This window comes from Flavobacterium sp. N2550 (genome assembly GCF_025947265.1).
Taxonomy (GTDB): Bacteria; Bacteroidota; Bacteroidia; order Flavobacteriales; family Flavobacteriaceae; genus Flavobacterium; species Flavobacterium endophyticum.
The window spans coordinates 2,653,385-2,676,230 of record NZ_CP110007.1; the positions used below are offsets into that span (position 1 = coordinate 2,653,385).

The following is a 22,846-nucleotide window of genomic DNA, read 5'->3' on the forward strand; positions in this document are numbered from 1 at the left end:
ATGATTACGATAAAAAAATATGCGGCAATAGATATAGGTTCAAACGCAATGCGATTGCTTGTAGCAAATATTGTCGAGCAAAAAGGAAAAGAAACACAATTTAGCAAAAGTTCCCTTGTCCGAGTTCCGATTCGTCTCGGTCAGGATGCTTTCACGGTAGGAGAAATTACCGATGAAAATATCGAACGGATGATCGATGCCATGAAAGCTTTCAAGCTTTTGATGAAGGTACATAAAGTCGAAAAATATATGGCCTGTGCGACTTCGGCCATGCGTGAAGCTTATAACGGAAAAGAAGTCGTAGAACTGATCAAGAAAAAAGCGGATATAAAAATTGAGATTATCGACGGAAAAAAAGAAGCCGCAATAATTGCTTCTACAGATTTACATCATTTATTAAAAACCGATCAGACGTATCTTTATGTAGATGTTGGCGGCGGAAGCACGGAATTTTCGCTTTTTGCTGAAGGAAAGATCGTAGCTTCAAAATCATTCAAGATCGGAACGGTTCGCTTGCTGAATAATATGGTCAATGACATCGTATGGCAAGAAATCGAAAAATGGATCAAGCACGTGACAGAAGATTACGAGCAGATAAACATGATTGGTTCTGGCGGAAATATCAATAAAGTCTTTAAGATGTCAGGAAAACTGCAGGAAAAACCATTGTCTTATATGTATCTGAATTCGCAATTTTCTTTTCTTAATGGACTTTCGTACGAACAGCGAATTGCCGAATTAGGTCTTAATGCCGATCGCGCTGATGTCATTATTCCAGCGCTAAAAGTCTATCTGAATGCGATGAAATGGAGCGGTGCCCGTAATATTTATGTTCCAAAAATTGGACTGTCTGACGGTATAGTAAAAGCGATGTATTACAATAAAATTTAAAGGATTTGGTCTAGAAATCTAGATCAAAGGTCTTTCTTAAAAGATCCAAGCTCGGATTGATTTCATTCAATCTGTTGAATTTGTCTTGCGGCGTGAAAGCAAATTTATTTTCTACAGATTCGTTAACGATGACCTCAATTTGGATATCATAATTATGAAGTTTTCCACGTAAGTGGCCCAAAAGATCATGTTTTTCGGATTCAAATTCGATTTTTGAACCTTCATTAGGAAGTTCATGATAGATGGTAGTCCCTTTTAATTTTGGATCATTGATTAACAAGAGCGCTTCAAGAATTTTATAGCCTTTATCACCCAAACGCTGTGCATATTTGTTCCATTGCAAAAGCATGTCGGTTTCGGTAAAAGGCTCTTTTGGCAATTCAGCTTCATGTTTTACAATAGCACTATTTGCTTTTTCCAACTCGCGTTTCGCCTTAATACTAGAAAGTGAAAGTGCAGAAACTTTCGGCAAGTTATTCTCAACGGGAGTTTCGATTTTTGGAACAGTAGCTATTTCCTTTTCAGGCTGTTTTTCTTCAGTAGGAGCAGTTTTTTCAACAACAGGAACGGTCTCTACTTGAATGATTTCTGGAGATTTTACAGGAATTTCGAATACTCTTCCGTAGAAGTAGTTAGGAGGAATTATATATCCGTCAACTTTTTTTTTTCTCCATCAAAAGTGATAGAGGCCAATTGCATCAGGCAGAGTTCCACAAGCAAACGCTGGTTTTGGCTCGATTTGAATTTTAAATCACAATCGTTTGCCAAATCAATTCCTTTTAAAAGAAAATCTTGCGAAGCCTTTTGAGCCTGCAGTCCGTACATTTTTTGAGCTTGCTCGCCAGCTTCTAACAAAGCTAAAGTACTTGGTGTCTTTGAAACCAGCAAATCTCTAAAGTGAGAGGCAAGTCCAGCTATAAAATGGTGGCCATCAAAACCTTTAGAAAGAACTTCATTATATGCAATCAGCAATTCTGGAATCTTGTTTTCCAAAATCAGATCGGTCATATTGATATACGTTTCGTAATCCAGCACATTTAAATTCTCTGTAACCGCTAGACGCGTAAGATTGTTACCCGAAAAACTTACAACCCTGTCAAAAATTGACAAAGCATCACGCATGGCGCCGTCAGCTTTTTGGGCAATGATATGAAGCGCATCATCTTCGAAAGTAATTCCTTCGCTTTGCGCTACATCTGCCAAATGGTTTTTAGCATCTTTTACCGTAATTCTCTTGAAATCAAATATCTGACAGCGCGATAAAATCGTAGGAATGATTTTGTGCTTTTCAGTCGTAGCCAGAATAAAAATCGCATGCTTAGGCGGTTCTTCCAACGTTTTCAAAAAAGCATTGAAAGCAGCCTGTGAAAGCATGTGCACCTCGTCAATAATATACACTTTATATTGTCCGGTCTGTGGTGGGATTCTAACTTGGTCAATCAGGTTTCTGATATCGTCGACAGAGTTGTTTGAAGCCGCATCCAATTCAAAAACATTGAATGCAAAATCTTCTGTAGGATCGTCATAACCTTCTTGATTTATTTTTCGGGCCAAGATTCTGGCACAAGTTGTCTTTCCGACACCTCTAGGACCTGTAAAAAGAAGGGCTTGAGCAAGGTGATTGTTTTCTATGGCATTCAATAAAGTATTTGTAATAGCCTGCTGACCCACAACATCTTTGAATGTTTGCGGACGGTATTTGCGGGCTGATACAACGAAATGTTCCATAGAAATTTGACTGGAGGACAAATATAGTTTTAAATTTAAAGATTAAAAAGAAATTTTAAAATTAATCTTCGCACCTAAAATCGTTCCATATCGGGATGTAGCGTGATGTATTCTTCGGTTACTTTCTTGCCCATTTCATGGATAATTATGCCAATACACAAATCATTTTCAATTTCAAAAGCAATACCTGAATCAGCGTCATCATATAACTGTACAGCTTTTCCGTTGGCGTTATATTCTCCTACTATTTTTACTTTAGGGAAACCCTTTTGGATATCGTTTAGCGATTTTCCGATCGCAATTCCTTCCGAAGTTTTAAATTCAGGAGAAGTAATACGAATCTGCCGAATTACCTTTTCCTTCATTTCGGAATTTTTATATGTAGTGTAGATATTTAATTCCTTTTTTTGACCGTCTTTCGAATACCAAGTCGCCCAAGCTTTGCCCATAGCTGCATCGGAGAAATCGGGTTTTTCTAAAGATGAAAGTGTTTCGGCGTTTTGTCCTAATTGAGTAAGACCAATACTTTTCCCTGGAATGATGAGCTGTTTGCGGTCTATTATTTCTGGCGGAACGTATTTGACGATACTGTCGGAAGTTTTTTCAGTTTCAACAGCGGAAGCTTTTTTATCGGAACAAGATAGAAGACTTATTCCAATCAAAGCTAAAGCGATTTTTTTCATAATTGTATTTTTATTATCCTAAAACTTCAGCTATGGTTTCTTTTTTCAAAAGCCTTACTAATGCTTCTTCTTCAGGATTTAGCTTATTATTTTTGATATTCTTTTTCAGTTTGTAATTCCAAATCGAACCTTTTTCATACGAAGCGATAACAGTAGGATGGACGTAGTATTTCCTACAAACGGTTCTTGTATTGCCCAATTTTTTTGCCACGCAATCTACAACAGCCACGATGTTTCTTTTGCATTCTGTTTCGGTTTCAAACCGACCGATTTCCTGAAAAGCAAACAATGCATTCACGCTTCCGGCCCAAACTCTGAAATCTTTAGCCGTAAAATCTTCTTGCGTAATTTCTTTAAGATAATTATTGATATCGGCAGAACCAATTGAATGGTGTTTTCCTTCGTCATCATAATATTGGAAGAGTTCCTGTCCTGGAATTTCCTTGCATTTTTTGACGAGATTGGCCATTTTCCGACTCTGCAGGCTTATTTTGTGCGTGACGCCTTTTTTTCCTTTAAAGTCAAAATAGATGGTAGAATTAGAAAACTTGACATGCTTATCTCTTAATGTTGTAAGTCCAAAAGAACCATATAACTTCTTATAAGCATCATTTCCGATACGAATGTTGGTCATTTCTATAAGCTTTACGACCAAAGCCACGACTTTTTCATACGGAAGTCCTTTACGTTCTATATCCTTGTCAATCTGTTTTCGTATAATAGGAAGGGCATTTGCAAATCGTCTCAATCTGTAAAATTTAGACTGATTCCGGATCTTGTTCCAATTCGGATGATAGCGGTATTGCTTCCTTCCTTTGGCGTCGATTCCGGTGACTTGCAGATGCCCATTTTCATAGGGAGAAATCCAAACTTCTTCCCAAGCTGGGGGAATGACCAGCTTTTTTATTCTTTCGATCGTAAGCTTGTCCTTGACAGTTTTATTGTTTTCATCTTTGTAGATAAAAACATTATTCTTGTCTTTTTGGCGATAATAACCTTTATGTGTAGGAGACGAATACCGCAATCCGACAGCTTTCGCTGTTATCTTAGGGTCACTGCCTATTTTTTGGAGTTTTGCTTCTAATCGGTTCATGCTTTTAGTTGGAAGATTGTCTGCCTTTTATGACTAGCTCGTGTAATGTTTTTGCGGCTTCGTCTTCTGAAAAAGATAAATCCCCAGAAACATAGACTCCTTTTTCTCCTTTGTCTGATTTGATGCCATAAACGGTAGCTTCGTCTCCAGGATCGGAAGCTCCTTCATAGCGATAGATATGTACGATTTCAAAACAATCGCCACATTCTTTGATACGATCTGACTCTAAATTAAAATCTACTGTAAATCCTTTTTCAGCCAATTCTTCTAAGGCTTTAGAAACAGTGGCATAATGATACATTTGATGGTCCATGACTTTTTCTTTTATAGTTGGTTTTTATTATTTCTAATTTACAATTTATATTTTTCGCTACCTGCCAATAGAATGTTAATAGAGTTTACAAGATTATGAGGTGAAATTATAGTTATACTCTTTTAAAATAGAAAGCGAGCCACAATCTGAAATCTTATATCTCAAATCTTAAATTTATTATCTTACTTTTGCACCGCAGGCCGCCTTATCGCCGTCTTGAAAAAGAGGGAGGAAAGTCCGGGCACCATAGAGCAGCATAGCGGGTAACACCCGTCACCAAAAGCAGTTTTGGGAGGACAAGTGCAACAGAAAGTATGTACAGGTAATGCTGTAGTGAAACCAGGTAAACTCTATGCGGTGAAATACCAAGTATATCGGCATTTAAGGATTGCTCGTCCGTTGCCGAAGGGTAGGTAGATTGAGTTTGGCAGTAATGCCAAATCTAGATAAATGATAAGGATTCGCTTTCGCGGATACAGAACCCGGCTTATAGGCCTGCATTTTTTTGTTATAACTTCAGTTTAAATTCCAATCCGATATTCCGGATGCTTTCAATCGCGATTCTGGAATCTTCATTAAAATACTTTCGAAGTCGGCTGATAAAAACATCCATACTTCTTCCCGAAAAAAAGTCGTCGCTTCCCCAAACCGCTTTTAAGATTTCTTCGCGTTTAAGCAGCTGATTTTTATTTTTGTGTAAAAAGGAGATAAGAGCACCTTCTTTTTCCGTCAGTCTTTGAATAGAACCATTCATTTTTAATTCCAATCGCTGTGGATTAAAAGTATAATTGCCAATATGAATTTCTTCGGAAGAAATAGTATTCGTTTTCTGTTCGCTTCTCTTTAAGATGTTGTTCAAACGAAGAACCAATTCATCGGCTTCAAAAGGTTTTACGATATAATCGTCGGCTCCTAACTTGAGCCCTTTGATTTTGTCGTCTTTCAGTTTTCGGGCTGTCAGGAATACAAAAGGAACTTCAGGATTGATCTTGATGATTTTTTCGGTTAAGGTAAATCCGTCAATTTTTGGCATCATCACGTCGAAAATACAAATCTTGAAATCTTCTTTTTGAAAAATGTCTAAAGCCTCTTCACCATCTTTTGCCCAAAAAACTTCAAAATTATGGATGTCGAGATAGTGCTTTAAAATCATCGCAAAATCAAAATCATCCTCCGCTAAAAGTATTTTTCTTTTTATGTCTGACACGTTCCTGTAGTTTCAATAATAACCCTAAATCTTAAATCAAAAATCCTAAATCAAAAATCTCAAATCAAAAGTAGCTCCTTTCCCCAAATCACTGACCACATTAATGGTTCCCTGATGTGCCTTTATAATCTGGTCGACATAATAAAGTCCGAGACCCAAACCTTTAGCATCATGAAGATCGCCTTGTTCCACTCTGTAGAATTTATCAAATAGGAGGGAATGCTTGCTTTTTGAAATGCCGATTCCGTCATCGGAGATGCTTATTGAAAACTCATTATTGAGTAATGAAGCTTTGACAGCAATGTTTTTACAACCGTATTTTACGGCATTTTCCAAAACATTTGTTATTGCTGTTGTCAAATGGAATTTATCGAGATTGAGGCTGATTTTCTGCGTATCCAATTCTTTTGCAATTGAAATATCAGGATAGGCAATTTGGAAATCATTGATGATCGAATTCAAAAAATCGGGCATTGGTACTTTTTCTTTGTGAAGCTCGAATTCTTCATAACCCAAAGAATTGGTCATTACCTGGTCGATCAAATTCTGCAATCGGTTATTCTGACGATTGATTGTTCCTAAAACAGTAGAAAAAGTCGCATCATTTTCCCGAATTTCTTTTCTTTCTAGAATTTTCGTTGAAACAGAAAGCGTTGTCAAAGGCGTTTTTAATTCGTGGGTGATGTTGTTAATAAAATCGGTTTTGATATCGCTGATTTTTTTCTGTTTGATTAGTGCTTTTAATGCAATCACAAATAAAGTAATTAAGGTCAATATCGAGAAAATAGCCAATACCAAAAGTAGCGTCATTCTTTTCAAAACGATAAATTCCCAGTTTTTGATGGAGACATATAAAGTGTCTTCAGTCAAAAGTTTATAATCAGAACTTAATTCTTGCTTTTTCAATGAACCGCTAGTCGTTCCGACATAATTCCGAATCAAGAAAGCATCGTCTAAGGAAGCCAAATCACCATATAACTTATTTTCAATAAAAGGCTTTTCGGCAAAAATAGTATCGGCTTCTTTTGTCGCGTCATAAATGACAAACTTGTCCAAGACAATGGCAAAGTCTATGGTCAAATCTGGAATCTCATTTTGGAATTCTTCTTGCAGTTTTCGAGTCAGTTCGCTTTTGAATTCGTTTTGCAGTAAAGCATTTTTGATGTGAAAACGAGTGCTTTTATCCCGAATATAATTTTCAGCAAGCTGTTTGTATAACAAGTCTTTTTTGTTGAAAATAGTCGTATCGATGTCACTGTAATCATTTGTTATCTTGGCAATTTTTGCCTTGATCTCTGAACGGAATTGCTCGACCTTATATTCATAAGTCGTTTTCACCAGATAATATTGTATGGCAGAAAGCACGACTAAAATAACAGCCGAAAATCCTATCAATAAGTTTATCTTTTTCTTCATGTTTAATGAATTACAAGCCAAAAATAAGCGATTTCTTCTTAAAAATAGACATTAACCCAGCATTAACCCAGCATTAACTTTCGCAATCTGTTTTTGAACCAATTTTGCTATAAACAATCGAATGACAATGCCAACTAAAATAATAATGCTAGTTATGTTACTATTCTCAAAAATCTATTCGTATTCTCAAAAAGTTCCAGAAGATTTCGGCTACAGGCACATCGCTATGAAGTATCAAGACGACCCCGTTGATATTATTGTTATTTCAAAAAAAGGAGAAGAAAAGATTGCCAAGCCGATTTTCTTTTTCTGCCAAGGAAGCCTGCCTCAGCCGGTCGTGAAATATGATGAAAAAGGATTGTTCAGTACGTTGCCGTTTGATGAAAATCCGTTTCTAGAACACTATCATATCGTTATTGTCGGAAAACCATTTATCCCGATAATTTCGGATGTAAATAAGTTAGGTCCCAATTATATATACCTAAAAGACATTGAAAAGGAGATTGCTCCGAAAGGATATACCGAAAGGAATTATTTAGATTATTATGTATTCCGGAACAATTTTGTGTTGAAGCAGCTAGCTAAAGAACGCTGGGTGAAAGGCAGAAAATTAGTCGTGGCAGGACATTCTGAAGGAAGTACAATTGCTTCAAAAATGGCTTCGATTAATAAAAAAATCACACATTTGATTTATTCTGGCGGCAATCCTTACGGAAGAATTATGAACATTTTGGCGCAAAGCAGAAGTTTCGACAATGATTCTATAAACGAAGGAAATAATACGATCGAATATTGGAAAAAAGTCGTGGCACATTCTAATGAAGTTACTGCAACAAATGGAGATTCGTATAAAACAACCTACAGTTTTTCGTTACCACAAAAGGAAAATCTGATGAGCTTGATGATTCCAGTCTTGGTTTGTTACGGAACAAAAGACTGGTCGGCTTCCTTCAATGATTTATTCCAGATTGAAGCCATTCGCGAGAAAAAAGACAATTACACTTTTAAAAGTTATCTGAATCTTGAACATAATTATTTTCCGATCAACAATGATGGAACAGTCAACCAAGAAATCTACAATTGGGATACGATAGCCGCTGATTGGTTAAAATGGCTTCATACTTTATAAGATGAGATATACTATACTTTTAGTTGTCCTAGCTTTGGCTAGCAGTAGTTCTTTTGCCCAAAATACAACGGAAAACGATACTTTAAACCAGATGGATGAAGTCGTGATTGAAGGAAATACCAAGACTTTTATTTATAAAAACGGAAACATTAAAGTTGATGTGGCAAATTCTATTCATAAGACTGTTCCGAATACTTTAGATCTCCTGTCAAAACTTCCAAAAATCCAATTAAGCCCAGATCTAGAAAAAATCTCGGTTATAGGCAAAGGAACTCCATTGATTTATATCGGCAATCAGAAAGTAGAAATGAACGACCTGAAAGCTTTGTCTGTGGAAGATATTAAAACGATAGAAATCATTGACAATCCATCGTCTAAATATGAAGCTGAAGGCCGATCGGTTATTCTCATCACCAGGAAATTAAGTAAAAAGGAAGGTTGTCAGCTTGTTTTTTCTGAAACGGCAGCGTTTAAAAAGAAGTTCAACAATTATTTAGGAGTAAACTCCAGCTTGAAATTAAGCAAGACCAAATTCAAAGCAAATTTCAATTATAATAAATTAAATCCTTGGGAAAGCAACGGCAGCGATTACAGGATTCCGAGCAGCAATATCGAATCCGATTATCTCGTTGCAGGTTATACAAAACGCGATAAATATGTTTTTGGAGCAGGAATTTACCATCAGATTAATGAAAACGAAGATTTTTCGTTGACGGCAAATGGAAATTTTAAAAAAGATGATTTTGATTTTTCTACTACGACGCGTAGTAAAATTGATGGAACAGAAAATAACATTAAGACTTTAGGAAAAACCAAAGGCGATGAAGGATTTATCAATTCCTTTCTCAATTACAATAAAAAGATAACCCAATGGGACGCTTCTGTTTTTGCCGGATTACAGTATTCCAATTACAATTCAGTATCTGCTAATAGTTCATCAAATAATTATAATGAAACAGTGTATCAGCCTTTCCAGAAATTGAATGATGATTTTAATGTAAATGTCTTTGCTGGCCGAATTGATTTTGAGAAAAAATTCCATAACGAAATAAAACTAGAATTAGGAACCCAATATTCGTCAGCCGTTGCAAATACGAGTCTTGATATGGAGAATTTTGAACAGAATCTCAATCTAAATTCAAAATACAGGCTCAAAGAGAAGAATACAGCAGCATATGCTCAATTGTCAGGAACGCTTATGAAGATGTCTTGGACGGCAGGAATTCGAGCAGAGAACACCATAATTTCAGGCCGCTATGCGGATGAATCAGCAGCTTCTATTGATAAAAAATATACCAATCTTTTTCCAAAAGCCCAGATAACAATTCCTATAGACAGCACAAAAACGTTAAGTTTCAATTACGCCAGAAGCATTTCTAGGCCTGATTATTCCTCTACAAGCCAAGGTTTTACATATATCAATCCTTATTTTGCCTTTTCTAGCAATATCAACTTGAATCCGGCTATTACTAATGAAATTGCGGCTAACTTCCAGTACAAAGACAAATCATTAAAGTTCGCCTACTTTGAAAATAGAGATGTAATCAACTACGGATTTTTATATGACGAACCGAAGCATTTATTGTTATACAGGCCAGAAAATTTTGATAAAGAAACAGGATATACTCTTGAAGCTACACTGCCTTTTAGCCAGGGATTCTGGACTTCAGCAAATACGGTTAGCCTTATTTTAAACAAGATTCAAGATGCCTCTGCTGTTGTAGGAAGTGCCAAGCCGTATGCGTACTATTATTCCAATCATGTTTTTAAGTTCAAAAATGAATGGCAGTTTTCGTTGACAGGCTGGGGACTCACAAACCGGAATGAAGGCGTTTTCCAAAGAAATTCTTTTTTCTTAATGGATATGGCGGTTTCAAAGACTTTTTTCAAGAACCTTTCTTGTACTATAAATTACAATAATGTTTTTAAGAACAGGTCGTTTACTGAAAATTTTGAAGTCAGTAAAGTGAATTCTAGAGCTATTTTCTTTGTTGACAATTGTGAATTCTCAATAGCAATCCGATATACTCTAGGGAAAGTAAAGGATTCGATTTTTAAAGAAAAAGAAGTAAACGAAAATTCAAGTAGGATAAAGTAATGCCACAGATTCACACATCAATCAATCAGAAAACAAACAGTTAACTCGTGAATTCGTGGGTTGCTCTATCTTAGCCTTCTTCTGTAGCGTCGATTTCATTTTTTACTTCTTCGTCATCATCACCATTCATCTCAAAAAATGAAAAAATGGAACCGCCATAACTTTTCTTAAAAGAAAAATTGATCATGTGGTCCAGCTTTGTGTATTTTGAATGCTCGATAATCATCATTCCGTCTTCTTGCAGAAGTTCGTTTGCAAAAATAAGCTCGACCAATTTTTCAAAAGTAGCTTGATCTAGGTTATACGGAGGATCGGCAAAAATAATGTCGTATGAACTTTTGTTCTTTTCCACAAATTTAAATACGTCGCTTTTGATGCAGGCAATATTAAAATCAAATTCATCGGCTGTTTGCTTGATGAATTTTACGCAACCAAAATCGCCGTCAACGCAAGTAATATTGTCGCTGCCGCGTGATGCAAATTCATAGCTGATATTTCCAGTACCTGCAAACAGGTCTAAAACTTTTAATCCTTCGAAACTAAAATAATTGTTCAATACATTGAACAATGCTTCCTTGCTCATGTCTGTCGTTGGACGGACTGGCAGGCCTTTGGGTGGAGAAATTCTTCTTCCTTTATATTTCCCGGATATGATTCTCATTTATGAATTGAATAGTATAAAATATTTTAAATTTTCTGCTGTTGAAAAATCGTTGTGCTTTTGCGTATGAAATACATTCATTAGCGACACATTTCTGATATATCGGTAGGCAATCTTAAACAGGTCACTTTCTTCTGAAATTTCTCCCAGAAGCTGTAATTTCAGACTTTCAGGATTCAGCTTTAGCTGTTCGGCTGTAAAAAGTATATAGTAGATAAAATCCTCTTTTGTCTGGTATTCGAAAGAATTAAACAGTAACAGTTTTTGATTTTCTATCACAATAATCTCAAAATGTTCTTTTCCAACATGGACAAATAGCTGCGTTTCCGAAACATTTTTTGAGCTCTCTAAAAGCTTGGCAACTAAAATACTGTTCACGTGCAAATATTCAAAACTATCAAACTGATCCAGCAGATAATTGTTGAAATTCACATACGGAATGTAGACATTCACCATATCAAAAGGCTCTAAAGCGTCAAAAGCAAAAAAATCAGATTCAAAAACTTTTGTACTGTATTGCAGGTAGCTTCCCAAATAATTTTCATCAAATAGGGCTTTTGGCACAAATGCAGAAAGATTATTTTCGTGAATGACTACCACTTCGTCATAGGTTGTTGTGAGCTCTCGATGGTTGACAAAAGCCTGCCAATAGTGGTCTTCAACCTTGATTGATTTTTCAAAATCATTAAAGTCCACTTCTTTTACGAACAAAACAACCTGATTCAGAGTGTCAAAACAGCAAAACCGAAATCCATTCAAAGATACTTGAATCGAAAGTTTTCTGTATTTTTTTTCTGTTATGTTTGTGTTAGCCGACATTGAATTTTACTGATGTTCGCAAACTTACAATTTTTTGCGTCATGCTCTCATATTTATAAAGCAAAACTTGTCTTAAAGCTATAACTTTACACCAAATAACAAACCATGAATACGGCACTTTTCTACAAAACTCTAAAATCAAAGTTTCCTTTTAATCCTACGGTTAAACAGGATATTTTTTTCCAGAAAATTGCTGAATTTTTGACCAATACCAAACAAGACGAAATCTTTGTACTGAAAGGATATGCTGGAACCGGAAAAACAACCGTGATTTCAACGTTGGTCAATAACCTTACTGAGATAAATAAAAAATATGTGCTTCTGGCGCCAACGGGTCGTGCGGCGAAAGTTATTGCCAACTATTCTCAAAAGCCAGCGCATACGATTCACAAGAAAATCTATTACCCGAAAACAAAAGCAGGCGGAGTCAGTTTTACGACACAGCAGAACAAGCACAAGAATACTATTTTTATTGTCGATGAATCTTCGATGATTTCAGATTCTAGCAACGAAACGAGTATTTATGAAAATGGTTCGTTGCTCGACGATCTTATTTATTATGTGTATTCTGGAACCAACTGCAAGATGATTCTTTTGGGTGATACCGCGCAGCTGCCGCCTGTAAATCTTGATATTTCTCCAGCGCTTGACATTGACTTGCTCAATAGGAACTATAATATGGAGGTTTCTCATATCGAATTTGACGAAGTGATGCGTCAGGAAGAGAATTCTGGGATTTTATTTAACGCCACAGAACTTCGTGAACAGCTCAACGATGACTTCTTCGAAGATTTTAAATTTGATGTAAAACATTTCAAAGATATTGTACGGCTGACAGACGGTTATGATATTCAAGATGCGATTCATGGAGCGTATAGCAATTACGGATTGGAAGACACCGCATTTATCGTACGTTCAAACAAAAGGGCCAATGCTTACAATCAGCAGATCAGGACTAGGATTCTTGATAAGGAAAGCGAACTTTCGACTGGAGATTTCCTGATGGTCGTAAAAAATAATTATTTTTGGCTCAAAGATTCCACCGAAACCGATTTTATTGCCAACGGTGATATCATTGAAGTGCTGGAAATTTACAAGATACAAGAATTATACAGTTTTAAATTCGCGACTGTAAAAATAAGAATGGTAGATTATCCAAACCAAATTCCTTTTGAAACAGTATTGATTTTAGATACTTTGACCAGCGAATCGGCGTCATTGACTTATGACGAATCCAACAGACTGTATCAAGAAGTAATGCTGGATTATGAGGACGAAAGAAGCAATTACAGGAAATTTCAAAAAGTAAAAGAAAACAAGTATTTCAATGCGTTGCAGGTGAAATTTTCATATGCAATTACCTGTCACAAATCGCAAGGCGGCCAATGGAATACGGTGTTTGTTGAACAGCCTTATTTGCCAAACGGAATTGACAGGGATTATATCCGCTGGCTATATACGGCAATTACGAGAGCAAAAGACAAGTTGTATTTGATTGGTTTTAAAGATGAGAATTTTATAGAGAGTTGATGGGTTTAGTTGATAGGTTATAGTTGATAATTGATAGCCATAAATCATAAATTTTAAAACGATAATTTCAAGTTAATGAAAATAATAGCAGTTATTCCAGCGCGTTACGCTTCAACACGATTTCATGCCAAGCTCATGCAGGATTTGGGAGGGAGGACCGTAATTACAAGAACCTATGAAGCAGCGGTTTCTACCCATCTGTTTGATGATGTTTTTGTAGCAACTGATTCCGATTTGATTTTCAATGAAATTGTTTCCAATGGAGGCAAAGCCATCATGAGCAAAAAGGAACATGAATCTGGAAGCGACAGGATAGCTGAGGCTGTTGAAGATTTAGATGTTGATATTGTTGTAAACGTGCAAGGCGACGAGCCTTTTATCAATAAAGAACCGCTCGAAAAGCTTTTAGATGTTTTTAAAAATGATGCGTCACATCAGATTGATTTGGCTTCTTTGATGCGTGAAATAAAAGATAAGGAAGAAATTGCAAATCCCAACAACGTAAAAGTAATTGTTGACCAAAGCGGATTGGCATTATACTTTTCGCGTTCTGTAATTCCATATCCAAGAGATGAAAATGCAGGTGTTCGCTATTTTCAGCATATCGGTATCTATGCTTTTAGAAAACCAGCACTGTTGGATTTTTATAGCCTTCCAATGAAATCTTTAGAAGCTTCAGAAAAACTAGAACAGCTTCGCTATCTCGAATACGGCAAGAAAATAAAAATGGTCGAAACTACACATATCGGAATCGGAATTGATACAGCTGAAGATTTAGAAAAAGCGAGAAAGTTAGTGTAGCTATTTTTTCTCTAAAATAATCAGCTCATTGTGTTCTTCGACTCTTGGAATCGTTCTGGCGGTATATAATTCGATATTTACGTTTTCCAGGTATTTTTTATTTCGCAGGTTGTCTTTGTCGGAAAGACACATCGTATTGAAAAGAATGATTCCTTTATCCTTTAAAAGAAAACAAGTACGATTTTGGAAAAATTCTTCGAAAAGAAAATTAGGCATGGTCGTATCTTGAAAAATATCAATAATAATCAGATCGTATTTATTTTTGGTTTTCAAGACAAATTCAAAAGCATCATCAATGACGATTTCCAGATTAGAAATTTTGTCGAGATTAAAATAAGAGTTGGCAATTTTTATTATTTCGGGATCAATTTCTACGCCTGTAATTCTTCCTTTAAACTTGATTTCTTCAGTTAAAGTTTTGATTACGCTTCCGCCTGCAACTCCTAGAACAAGAACATGTTCCATTTTTAAGACCGCCTTAAAACCAATACTTTCTAACCCTTTACGGAGAATTCTCTGCAGGCTTCCGTAGGAGTAATTTGTGTTTTTAGAATCTAATACCAATTCGCCATTAGTCCATGTGATTTCTAGATTTTTACTCACGGATGATTTTTGCTTATGGATATTTATGGGGATGATGTAGCTGAATAATCGTTTTAGCACAAAATTTATTTTGCCCAAAAATAAGGATAAATGTTACATTTACAGAAAATAATACGGCATGAAGCGCTTTATTTATAAAATTATTTTTTTCAATATGATGGGATGGCGCATCAAAGGAAAGATGGATCCCGAAATCAAGAAATGTATAATTATAGTGGTGCCTCATACTAGTTGGCATGATTTTTATATTGGTCTTTTTGCTAGAGGAATAATCGGTCTTGAAATGCATTATGTTGCGAAAAAAGAACTTTTCAAATTTCCATTCGGATTTTATTTCCGATGGATGGGAGGGGCGCCATTGGACAGAAGTTCCAGACAAAATACTGTAGAAGCCATTGCCGAAATTTTTAAAAAAAGAGCAATTTTCCGATTGGCCATTGCCCCAGAAGGAACCCGCAAAAAAGTTTCAGATTGGAAAACAGGTTTTTATTATATCGCACTAAAAGCAGAAGTTCCCATAATTCCAGTTGCTTTTGATTATTCAAAAAAAGAAGTCATACTTCATGATGCTTTTTATCCTACAGGCGATATACAAAACGACTTCTTATCGTTGAAAAATAACTACAAAGATGTGGTAGGAAGAATTCCAGAATACGGATTTGAAGTTTAAATAAAACCATACTCTATTTTTTTTCGTAATTAAGGTTATGTCCAACCATTTAATAACCAAAAAATTATGAAAAAGAATTTATTTTTAACTGTATTGTCATTTGGAAGCCTAGGATTTGTCTCGTGTACAAGTGATGACGATTCTAGTGGAGGCTCTAGTACACCGCAACTTGAATTATTTGCTTCAAGCAATACCAGCGGAACGATTACTTATACCGATTTATTAGCGTCAATGCCTACAGCCAGAGCTTTTACTACAGGTTCGGTAGATGCTGATGGTATTTATTTTGATGATGATCGCGATGAAGTAATTATCGCTTCAAGAACAAACAACAGGCTAGAGGTTTATGGAAACTTCAGGAATACATTGCTGACGCCCGTAACATCTTTAACGATGACGGCAAGCAGTATGACTGGCGATTTTACCAATGCTAGAGAAATTGCTGTAGATGGAAGCAGGGTAGTTGTCGTGCAAGACCAAGCCGAAATAAATGGAAATGTGAATAAGCTTTTTGTGTATCAAAGAACTTCCACAGGATTTGCGCTAGAAAAAACATTTACTATCGGCTTTAAGCTTTGGGGAATCGATATCGAAGACGGAAACTTGTACGCTGTAGTTGATCTTACCGGAGATATTGCTGTCTTCAATTCTGTTTTTTCAAAACCAACAGGGGCGCTGTCGCCAGACAAAAGAGTCACTATCGAAGGATTAACCAGAACGCACGGAATTACCTATTCTGATGATGATAACACGATGATTTTAACAGATGTAGGTTTAGCTACTTCAGCTACTGATGGAGGTATTATCGTAATTGAAAATTTCAATTCTGTTTTTTCTTCTACAGCATCTGGAGGAACTATTTCCTTGTCCAATCAGAAAAGAATTTACGGTCCGAATTCATTATTAGGAAACCCAGTAGATGTTTCTTACGATGATGAAACAAATAAGATTTATGTAGCTGAAAGGCTTAACGGTGGAGGACAAGTATTAAGTTTTGCTTATCCAACAACTGCTCAAGCAGATGCTACACCATTAACAGTAAGATTAGAACCAGGTGTAACCGGAATATACTTAAGAAGGGATTAAACTTTGTGTTTGTTTTATTGGTTTGGAAAGCCTTAGCTCTTGTGGTGAGTTAAGGCTTTCCGTTTTTTATACGCTATTGAGGCTGGTATTCTTTAAAAGTTCCATTTTTATAGAAGATAATAATTCTTTCTACTTTATCATCGTTGGAGAAGTTCACGGGATAAAGCGCATCTTTCTTAAAATCAGATTGATTTTTATGCTCAGTCGGATTTAAAATAGGAGCGTGGACTTCTGACTGAGGATTGTTGTTTTTTGGAAAATCTCCTTTTCCGTTTAAAATCCAATACAAATCTACTTCGGGAAAAACTTCCAAAATTTTTAATATAAAATCAAGGCTAGGTTTGTTTCTTCCGGACAAAAGATGTGACATGCTCGAGCGCTGTACGCCAATTTTATCAGCAAAGGAAGAAGCAGTAAGGCTATAATAGTCAAGTATTTTTTCTAGCCTTTTTATGAAATCTTCAATGTTTACCATTGTGAATTTGTTTTTAAAGAAATAAGAGTTACAAATGTAAACATAATAATGATTCTGAGGTAGTTTACAATTGTAACCGAAATAGAAATGCAACAATACAGCTTTAATTAAACATATATAAGTAATTGAATGAATGTAATTTAATTTATTATTTGTAAGATAAAATAGCGAATGTTAAAGTTTGTACAAAAGTAAACTATTCAGCCATACTTAATTGTTTACATAGTTAAACTACAGCGGTAAAAAATCAATTTACAATTGTAAAAAATAAGATGTTTACTTTTGTAAATCTAAATTTTCAACAATGGATTTCGAAAAACTCTTCAAGGATAGTAAGGAAGAATCATTATATGGTAGATATATAACTCTTGAAAAAATAGAGCCGTTGCTGAAGGCCCTAAACAAAAATAATAACCTACATATAATTGGACAATCTGTCTTAGGAAATCCAATTTATTCCTATACAATTGGAACCGGCAAAACCAAAATACTTTTATGGTCGCAGATGCACGGGAATGAAAGCACAACTACAAAGGCGCTTTTTGATTTATTAAAATTGCTGAATAGTAATTCAGATTTTGCAGCTGAGTTGTTGAAAAGTTTTACTCTTTTAGCTATCCCAATGCTTAATCCTGACGGTGCAGCAAGCTATACCCGAATAAATGCCAATGGAATTGATCTGAATCGAGACTTTCAAGAACTGACACAGCCCGAAAGTCAGTTGTTAAGGAAGGTCTATGAAGATTTTAAGCCCGATTTCTGCTATAATCTCCACGATCAGCGTACAATATTTGCCGCTGGAGATACTAATAATCCAGCAACAGTTTCCTTTTTAGCGCCTTCTTTTAATGAAGCAAGAGACGTTAATAGTGTGCGTGAAAAAGCAATGGAGGTAATCGTTGTAATGGATGCTGTCTTGCAAGAATTTATTCCAAACCAAGTAGGGCGGTTTGATGATGGATTCAACCTAAATTGTGTCGGTGATACTTTTACCTATTTAGGAGCGCCGACGATTTTGTTTGAAGCTGGACATTATCAAGAAGATTACCAGCGAGAAAATACGCGAAAATTTATTTTTATTGCGCTTGTTTCAGGATTGAAATTCATTTACGAAAACGATATAGTTCGTAACGAAACAAATAAATATTTCAATATTCCTCAAAATAAACCTATTTTTTATGATTTGATTTATAAAAATATCAAAATTCGCTATGATAATAAACAAATTATTACGAATTTTGCAATTCAATTTTCGGAAGTTTTAGATAAAGGCGAGATAAAGTTCGTGGCTGTAATTGCTGAAATCGGAGAATTGCATCACAATTTCGGACATTTTGAATATGATGCTGAAGGTGCTGCATATTCTGATCAGAATGATAATATTCCGAAATTAGGTCAAAAAGCTGATTTTTATTTATCAGAAAAAGTTAAAATTGTTAATGGATTGCCAAATGTTTAACGATTTACTTTTTTTATTGAAAAAAAATTAATTTTTTTGTAGTCGAATTTGAAAACAAATACAAACATAAAATTATATGAATAAGTTTCGTTTAGATGAAGTTGATCATCAGATATTAGATATGCTGATTGACAATACAAGAGTTCCTTTTACAGATATTGCAAAAAAATTATTAATTTCTGCAGGAACAGTTCACGTGAGAGTTAAGAAAATGGAAGAAGCTGGTATTATCATGGGCTCTTCTTTGACGTTGAATTACGAGAAATTAGGATATTCTTTTATTGCATACGTGGGAGTTTTTCTTCATAATACATCACAAACTAAGTTTGTCTTGGAAAGAATCAACGAAATTCCTTTTGTGACTGTAGCTCATGTTACTACAGGAAAATTTAATATTTTCTGTAAAATCCGCGCAATGGATACAAAACATGCTAAAGAAGTCATCTTTATGATTGATGATATTGAAGGTGTTTACAGAACAGAAACAATGATTTCTCTTGATGAGAGCATCAACGATAAAAAACGTCTGATGCACACTATCTTCAAGGATATGTAATCTTTTGATAAAATATTTTTTAAGACCCTCTTGTGAAAACTTGAGGGTTTTTTTATTAATTTAAGGCAAAATTATTGAAATGTATACATCCCCAAAATTAGAAAGATTTGAAGAAAACGTACTTGCTAAGTATCAGATATACAATAGTATTTTAATTACCCTTCCGTTTGACAATATTGGCAATACCGGAATCTTGTTGCCGCTTTTTGCCGAGGTCTGTGAATCCGGCTTCAAAAAGCAATGGAAGCCGCAGCAGATAATCGACTATTTTTCTGAAAAATACCTTGATAATGCCTCTGAAAAAGAAAAAATCGATCTGATGTTCCGCTTTATTCAATATGTAGAAAGGCAAGTTGTTTTGTTTGATGCCATTGAAGACGCTGCTTTTTCAACCGTCAATAATTTAGATGGCGCAAATTCGCTTAGAAACACAAAAGACAAAGCTGAATCCAAAGACAATCTCAAGGAACTAAAAGCTTTTTTTGAAGAATTTAAAATCCGTACGGTACTGACGGCGCATCCTACACAGTTTTATCCAGGGTCAGTTTTGGGTATCATTACAGATCTCGAAGAAGCTATCAAAGGCAATAATCTAAAAAGGATTAAAGAATTGCTGGCTCAATTAGGAAAAACGCCTTTTATTAAAAAAGAAAAGCCTACTCCGTTTGATGAGGCCGTGAGCTTGACATGGTACTTGGAAAATGTCTTTTATGAAACAGCCGGAAAAATGATGCATTTCTTTCAGAAAAACATCTTTGAAGGGGAATTACCAAAAAATCAGATATTAAATTTAGGATTCTGGCCAGGAGGCGATCGTGACGGAAATCCTTTTGTGACGACCGACATCACTTTGCAGGTGACAGAAAGGTTACGGACATCTATCTTGAAATGCTATTATAAGGACATCAGAAATTTGAAAAGAAAGCTCACTTTCCATCAGGTTGATAACCTATGGACAGAACTAGAGCACAAGATTTACCGTTCCGTATTTTATTCTGAAGGCGATCTTTATATAACGCTCGATGAGATGAAAGCGGCATTACAAGAAGTAAGAAACAGGATAATCGAAAATCACCAATCGTTATATCTGGATGATCTTGACGAATTCATCAACAAAGTAAATCTTTTCGGTTTTTATTTTGCGACTTTGGACATCCGCCAAAATAGTAAAATCCATGATGCCGTTTTTAAGGATATAGTCAAAGTGACTAATGAACGTAAACTGTCGCTTTTTCCTGAAAACTATTCTTCATTAGCTGAAAAAGAAAAAATTGCTATAATCACAGAAGCAAAAGCAAAGTTGGATTCCGAATGGTTCGAAGACGATATAACAAAAGCAACAGTTGAATCAATCTATGCAATCAAGAAAATACAAGAACAGAATGGTGAGCTAGGAGCAAATCGTTATATTATCAGCAATAACCAAAGCGCTTTGAATGTTTTGGAGGCTTATGCTCTGTTTCAATTGTGCGACTGGGAAGACCCAGCAGTAGATATTGTACCACTCTTTGAAACAGTTGATGATTTAGAAAATGCGGAACAAGTTATGAAGACTCTTTATACCAATCAGTCGTATTCTGCACATCTAAAACGCAGGAACAATAAACAGACAATCATGCTAGGCTTTTCTGACGGAACAAAAGATGGAGGGTATTTAATGGCCAACTGGAGTATTTATAAGGCTAAAGAAGCATTGACTTCAATTTCAAGAGAATATGGAATTGAAGTAGTTTTCTTTGACGGAAGAGGCGGACCGCCAGCGAGAGGAGGAGGTAAGACGCATAAGTTTTATGCCTCACTTGGACCGAATATCGAAAATAATGAAATTCAGATTACCATACAGGGCCAAACGATCAGTTCTAATTTTGGTACTTTGGATTCGTGTCGCTATAATTTGGAGAATCTGTTGAGTGCTGGTGCGGCAAATCAAGTCTTTTATAAAGGAGAAAACGAACTTTCAGAAAAAGAAAAACAGATTTTGGAAGAACTTTCGCAGATCAGCTACAAAGAATACACAGACTTTAAAAATCATCCGAAATTTATTCCTTATCTCGAAAGAAGAAGTGCGCTTAAATATTATGCGATGGCAAATATAGGAAGCCGTCCTTCAAAAAGAAGCCAATCGGCACAGCTGGATTTTAATGATCTAAGAGCGATTCCTTTCGTTGGAGCTTGGAGTCAGCTCAAGCAAAATGTTCCAGGTTTTTTCGGTGTAGGTTCTGCACTGAGGCATTTTGAAGAAAATGGCAACTGGCAGCAGGTAGAAGATCTGTATGCCCATTCGCTTTTCTTTAAGACATTGATTGAAAATAGTATGATGTCTTTAGCAAAATCTTTCTTTCCACTTACGGCTTATATGAAAGAAGATGCTGAATTTGGCGAATTTTGGGAAATCATATTTAACGAATTTGAAGAAACCAAAAGACTGCTTTTAAAGATATCTGGTTTTGAGTCGCTTATGGAAAATTATCCTGACGGAAAAGCGTCTATACAGATGAGAGAGCAGATCGTACTTCCACTATTGACGATCCAGCAATATGCCTTATCAAAGATTAACGAGTTGGGTAATGAAAACCAAGACGAACTGCTCAAAATATATGAAAAGATTGTAATGCGTTCTCTTTTCGGAAATATTAATGCCAGCAGGAATTCCGCTTAAAAAGATATTAAACTATGAAAACAAGCCAACTGTTACAGACAGAATATGCACCTTATTACGCTACTTATATTTCAAAGGTAGAAGAAGCCGATTTAGTTGAAGAACTTGAAATTTCGGTACACGAATTTATAAAATTTGTACAAAATATTCCTTTAGATAAATATGATTACAGCTACGCTGAAGGAAAATGGACCATAAAAGATATTATCCAACATCTGATGGATTCAGAAAGGATTTTTGCTTACAGAGCTTTGAGAATTGCCAGAAACGATAAGACTTCGTTGGCTTCATTCGAAGAAAATGAGTATGCAGCAATAGCAGGTGCCAATCAAAGAAGCATTCGGGATTTATTGACAGAACTGGCAATCGTGAGGCAATCGACTATAGCTTTATTCAAGACTTTTAGTGAAGATGTCTTGAAAAGAATCGGCGTAGCTTCCGGATATGACGTATCTGTCCGTGCTTTAGGAGTTATAATTATAGGGCATCAAAAACACCACCAGAGAATATTTATGGAACGCTATTTATAGCTTGGAGAAATAACGTGTTCCTGTTAGGATATCGATTATCTGTACGATGGCAAACAAGATAAATACAAATAAAAAGAGAACAATGCCTTTTTCTTTGACGTGTTTGTTTTTTGAAAATAGCGATATCACAAATAGGAGGAAAGCTACAGGTATTACAAGCTTGAAACCACGCGTGATTTCAAACATTCTTAAGTAGATTCCTAAAATGGCCAGGCCCCACAATAAGAAGATTATTTTTAGCGCGATTAAAGTCTTAAAATCAAACCATTCCTGGCAATGTTTCTCTTTTCCGTTGCTTCTAAATAAATGCATGATGTGTTTAGATTGGTGGTAGACTATAAAAATATAAAAATTCTATTTATTTTAAGATAAATATCGCTATAAGTATAAAAATAAACGATAAATTGCATGTATTTATTCTTTAAATTGTTAAAATTAA

Annotated in this window: 23 protein-coding genes and 1 other RNA gene; 12 read left to right on the forward strand and 12 right to left on the reverse strand. The window is 35.5% G+C overall.

The genetic code is table 11. The features are described from left to right. Window positions 1-891, forward strand: a complete 891-nt coding sequence (locus tag OLM56_RS11660; protein WP_121376957.1) for a Ppx/GppA phosphatase family protein — start codon at window positions 1-3, stop codon at window positions 889-891. 10 nt (window positions 892-901) lie between these two features. Here OLM56_RS11660 and OLM56_RS11665 read toward each other — a convergent pair whose 3' ends face one another. The 5 genes from OLM56_RS11665 to OLM56_RS11685 form a co-directional block, all read right to left on the reverse strand. After that, window positions 902-1,363: a hypothetical protein gene (locus tag OLM56_RS11665; protein ID WP_264527077.1), complete on the reverse strand. Its 462-nt coding sequence runs from the start codon at window positions 1,361-1,363 to the stop codon at window positions 902-904. Between the two features lie 170 nt (window positions 1,364-1,533). Further along, entirely contained in the window at window positions 1,534-2,619 is a 1,086-nt protein-coding gene (gene dnaX / locus OLM56_RS11670; RefSeq protein ID WP_121376958.1) for a DNA polymerase III subunit gamma/tau, read from the reverse strand. Between the two features lie 74 nt (window positions 2,620-2,693). Continuing rightward, window positions 2,694-3,302, reverse strand: coding sequence for a hypothetical protein (locus OLM56_RS11675; RefSeq protein ID WP_264527078.1), 609 nt, complete (start codon window positions 3,300-3,302; stop codon window positions 2,694-2,696). 13 nt (window positions 3,303-3,315) lie between these two features. Further along, a complete protein-coding gene (locus OLM56_RS11680) occupies window positions 3,316-4,395 on the reverse strand; it encodes a DNA topoisomerase IB (protein WP_264527079.1) in 1,080 nt (359 codons plus the stop codon). Window positions 4,396-4,399: 4 nt separating this feature from the next. After that, on the reverse strand, window positions 4,400-4,708 hold the full coding sequence (locus OLM56_RS11685) for a hypothetical protein (RefSeq protein ID WP_121376961.1): 309 nt from the start codon (window positions 4,706-4,708) through the stop codon (window positions 4,400-4,402). Between the two features lie 192 nt (window positions 4,709-4,900). Between OLM56_RS11685 and rnpB the strand changes: the two genes are divergently transcribed. Further along, an RNA gene (rnpB, locus tag OLM56_RS11690) (RNase P RNA component class A) lies at window positions 4,901-5,214 on the forward strand. A 2-nt stretch (window positions 5,215-5,216) separates the two neighbouring features. Here rnpB and OLM56_RS11695 read toward each other — a convergent pair. Both OLM56_RS11695 and OLM56_RS11700 read right to left on the reverse strand, forming a co-directional pair. After that, a complete protein-coding gene (locus OLM56_RS11695) occupies window positions 5,217-5,915 on the reverse strand; it encodes a response regulator transcription factor (RefSeq protein ID WP_264527080.1) in 699 nt (232 codons plus the stop codon). A 45-nt stretch (window positions 5,916-5,960) separates the two neighbouring features. Beyond that, window positions 5,961-7,331 carry a sensor histidine kinase gene (locus tag OLM56_RS11700; RefSeq protein ID WP_264527081.1) on the reverse strand — a complete coding sequence of 457 codons (1,371 nt, stop codon included), beginning with the start codon at window positions 7,329-7,331 and terminating at the stop codon, window positions 5,961-5,963. Between the two features lie 154 nt (window positions 7,332-7,485). Here OLM56_RS11700 and OLM56_RS11705 point away from each other — a divergent pair, with 154 nt between their 5' ends. Both OLM56_RS11705 and OLM56_RS11710 read left to right on the forward strand, forming a co-directional pair. Continuing rightward, window positions 7,486-8,460: an alpha/beta hydrolase gene (locus OLM56_RS11705; RefSeq protein WP_264527082.1), complete on the forward strand. Its 975-nt coding sequence runs from the start codon at window positions 7,486-7,488 to the stop codon at window positions 8,458-8,460. A 1-nt stretch (window position 8,461) separates the two neighbouring features. After that, window positions 8,462-10,558 carry an outer membrane beta-barrel family protein gene (locus tag OLM56_RS11710; protein ID WP_264527083.1) on the forward strand — a complete coding sequence of 699 codons (2,097 nt, stop codon included), beginning with the start codon at window positions 8,462-8,464 and terminating at the stop codon, window positions 10,556-10,558. Window positions 10,559-10,628: 70 nt separating this feature from the next. On the opposite strand, the gene rsmD is transcribed toward OLM56_RS11710, so the two are convergent. Both rsmD and OLM56_RS11720 read right to left on the reverse strand, forming a co-directional pair. Then, window positions 10,629-11,219: a 16S rRNA (guanine(966)-N(2))-methyltransferase RsmD gene (rsmD, locus tag OLM56_RS11715; RefSeq protein WP_264527084.1), complete on the reverse strand. Its 591-nt coding sequence runs from the start codon at window positions 11,217-11,219 to the stop codon at window positions 10,629-10,631. After that, window positions 11,220-12,038 (reverse strand): DUF3822 family protein, encoded by an 819-nt coding sequence (locus tag OLM56_RS11720; RefSeq protein ID WP_264527085.1) that lies wholly within the window; start codon window positions 12,036-12,038, stop codon window positions 11,220-11,222. A gap of 105 nt (window positions 12,039-12,143) precedes the next feature. Here OLM56_RS11720 and OLM56_RS11725 point away from each other — a divergent pair, with 105 nt between their 5' ends. Continuing rightward, complete coding sequence (locus OLM56_RS11725; RefSeq protein ID WP_264527086.1) at window positions 12,144-13,568, forward strand: ATP-dependent DNA helicase; 1,425 nt, start codon at window positions 12,144-12,146, stop codon at window positions 13,566-13,568. Between the two features lie 75 nt (window positions 13,569-13,643). Then, complete coding sequence (gene kdsB / locus OLM56_RS11730) at window positions 13,644-14,369, forward strand: 3-deoxy-manno-octulosonate cytidylyltransferase (RefSeq protein ID WP_264527087.1); 726 nt, start codon at window positions 13,644-13,646, stop codon at window positions 14,367-14,369. Here kdsB and OLM56_RS11735 read toward each other — a convergent pair whose 3' ends face one another. Beyond that, window positions 14,370-15,032 (reverse strand): spermidine synthase, encoded by a 663-nt coding sequence (locus OLM56_RS11735; protein ID WP_264527088.1) that lies wholly within the window; start codon window positions 15,030-15,032, stop codon window positions 14,370-14,372. It abuts the gene before it with no gap. A gap of 58 nt (window positions 15,033-15,090) precedes the next feature. Between OLM56_RS11735 and OLM56_RS11740 the strand changes: the two genes are divergently transcribed. Then, window positions 15,091-15,642, forward strand: coding sequence for a 1-acyl-sn-glycerol-3-phosphate acyltransferase (locus OLM56_RS11740; RefSeq protein WP_264527089.1), 552 nt, complete (start codon window positions 15,091-15,093; stop codon window positions 15,640-15,642). A 66-nt stretch (window positions 15,643-15,708) separates the two neighbouring features. Next, window positions 15,709-16,728 (forward strand): YncE family protein, encoded by a 1,020-nt coding sequence (locus OLM56_RS11745; protein ID WP_264527090.1) that lies wholly within the window; start codon window positions 15,709-15,711, stop codon window positions 16,726-16,728. A gap of 73 nt (window positions 16,729-16,801) precedes the next feature. Here the strand turns inward: OLM56_RS11745 and OLM56_RS11750 are convergent, their stop codons facing one another. Further along, the gene (locus tag OLM56_RS11750) at window positions 16,802-17,203 is read right to left on the reverse strand and encodes a helix-turn-helix domain-containing protein (RefSeq protein ID WP_264527091.1); all 402 of its coding nucleotides are present in this window, start codon (window positions 17,201-17,203) and stop codon (window positions 16,802-16,804) included. Window positions 17,204-17,507: 304 nt separating this feature from the next. Here OLM56_RS11750 and OLM56_RS11755 point away from each other — a divergent pair, with 304 nt between their 5' ends. From OLM56_RS11755 to OLM56_RS11770, 4 genes are all read left to right on the forward strand, one after another. Then, a complete protein-coding gene (locus OLM56_RS11755; protein ID WP_264527092.1) occupies window positions 17,508-18,662 on the forward strand; it encodes a M14 metallopeptidase family protein in 1,155 nt (384 codons plus the stop codon). Between the two features lie 76 nt (window positions 18,663-18,738). Next, a complete protein-coding gene (locus OLM56_RS11760) occupies window positions 18,739-19,218 on the forward strand; it encodes an Lrp/AsnC family transcriptional regulator (RefSeq protein ID WP_056067456.1) in 480 nt (159 codons plus the stop codon). 79 nt (window positions 19,219-19,297) lie between these two features. Then, complete coding sequence (locus tag OLM56_RS11765) at window positions 19,298-21,877, forward strand: phosphoenolpyruvate carboxylase (protein ID WP_264527093.1); 2,580 nt, start codon at window positions 19,298-19,300, stop codon at window positions 21,875-21,877. A 14-nt stretch (window positions 21,878-21,891) separates the two neighbouring features. After that, on the forward strand, window positions 21,892-22,407 hold the full coding sequence (locus OLM56_RS11770; RefSeq protein ID WP_264527094.1) for a DinB family protein: 516 nt from the start codon (window positions 21,892-21,894) through the stop codon (window positions 22,405-22,407). Here the strand turns inward: OLM56_RS11770 and OLM56_RS11775 are convergent. Continuing rightward, entirely contained in the window at window positions 22,402-22,719 is a 318-nt protein-coding gene (locus OLM56_RS11775) for a hypothetical protein (protein WP_264527095.1), read from the reverse strand. The two genes, OLM56_RS11770 and OLM56_RS11775, sit on opposite strands and share 6 nt — an antisense overlap. Between the last annotated feature and the right edge of the window lie 127 nt (window positions 22,720-22,846).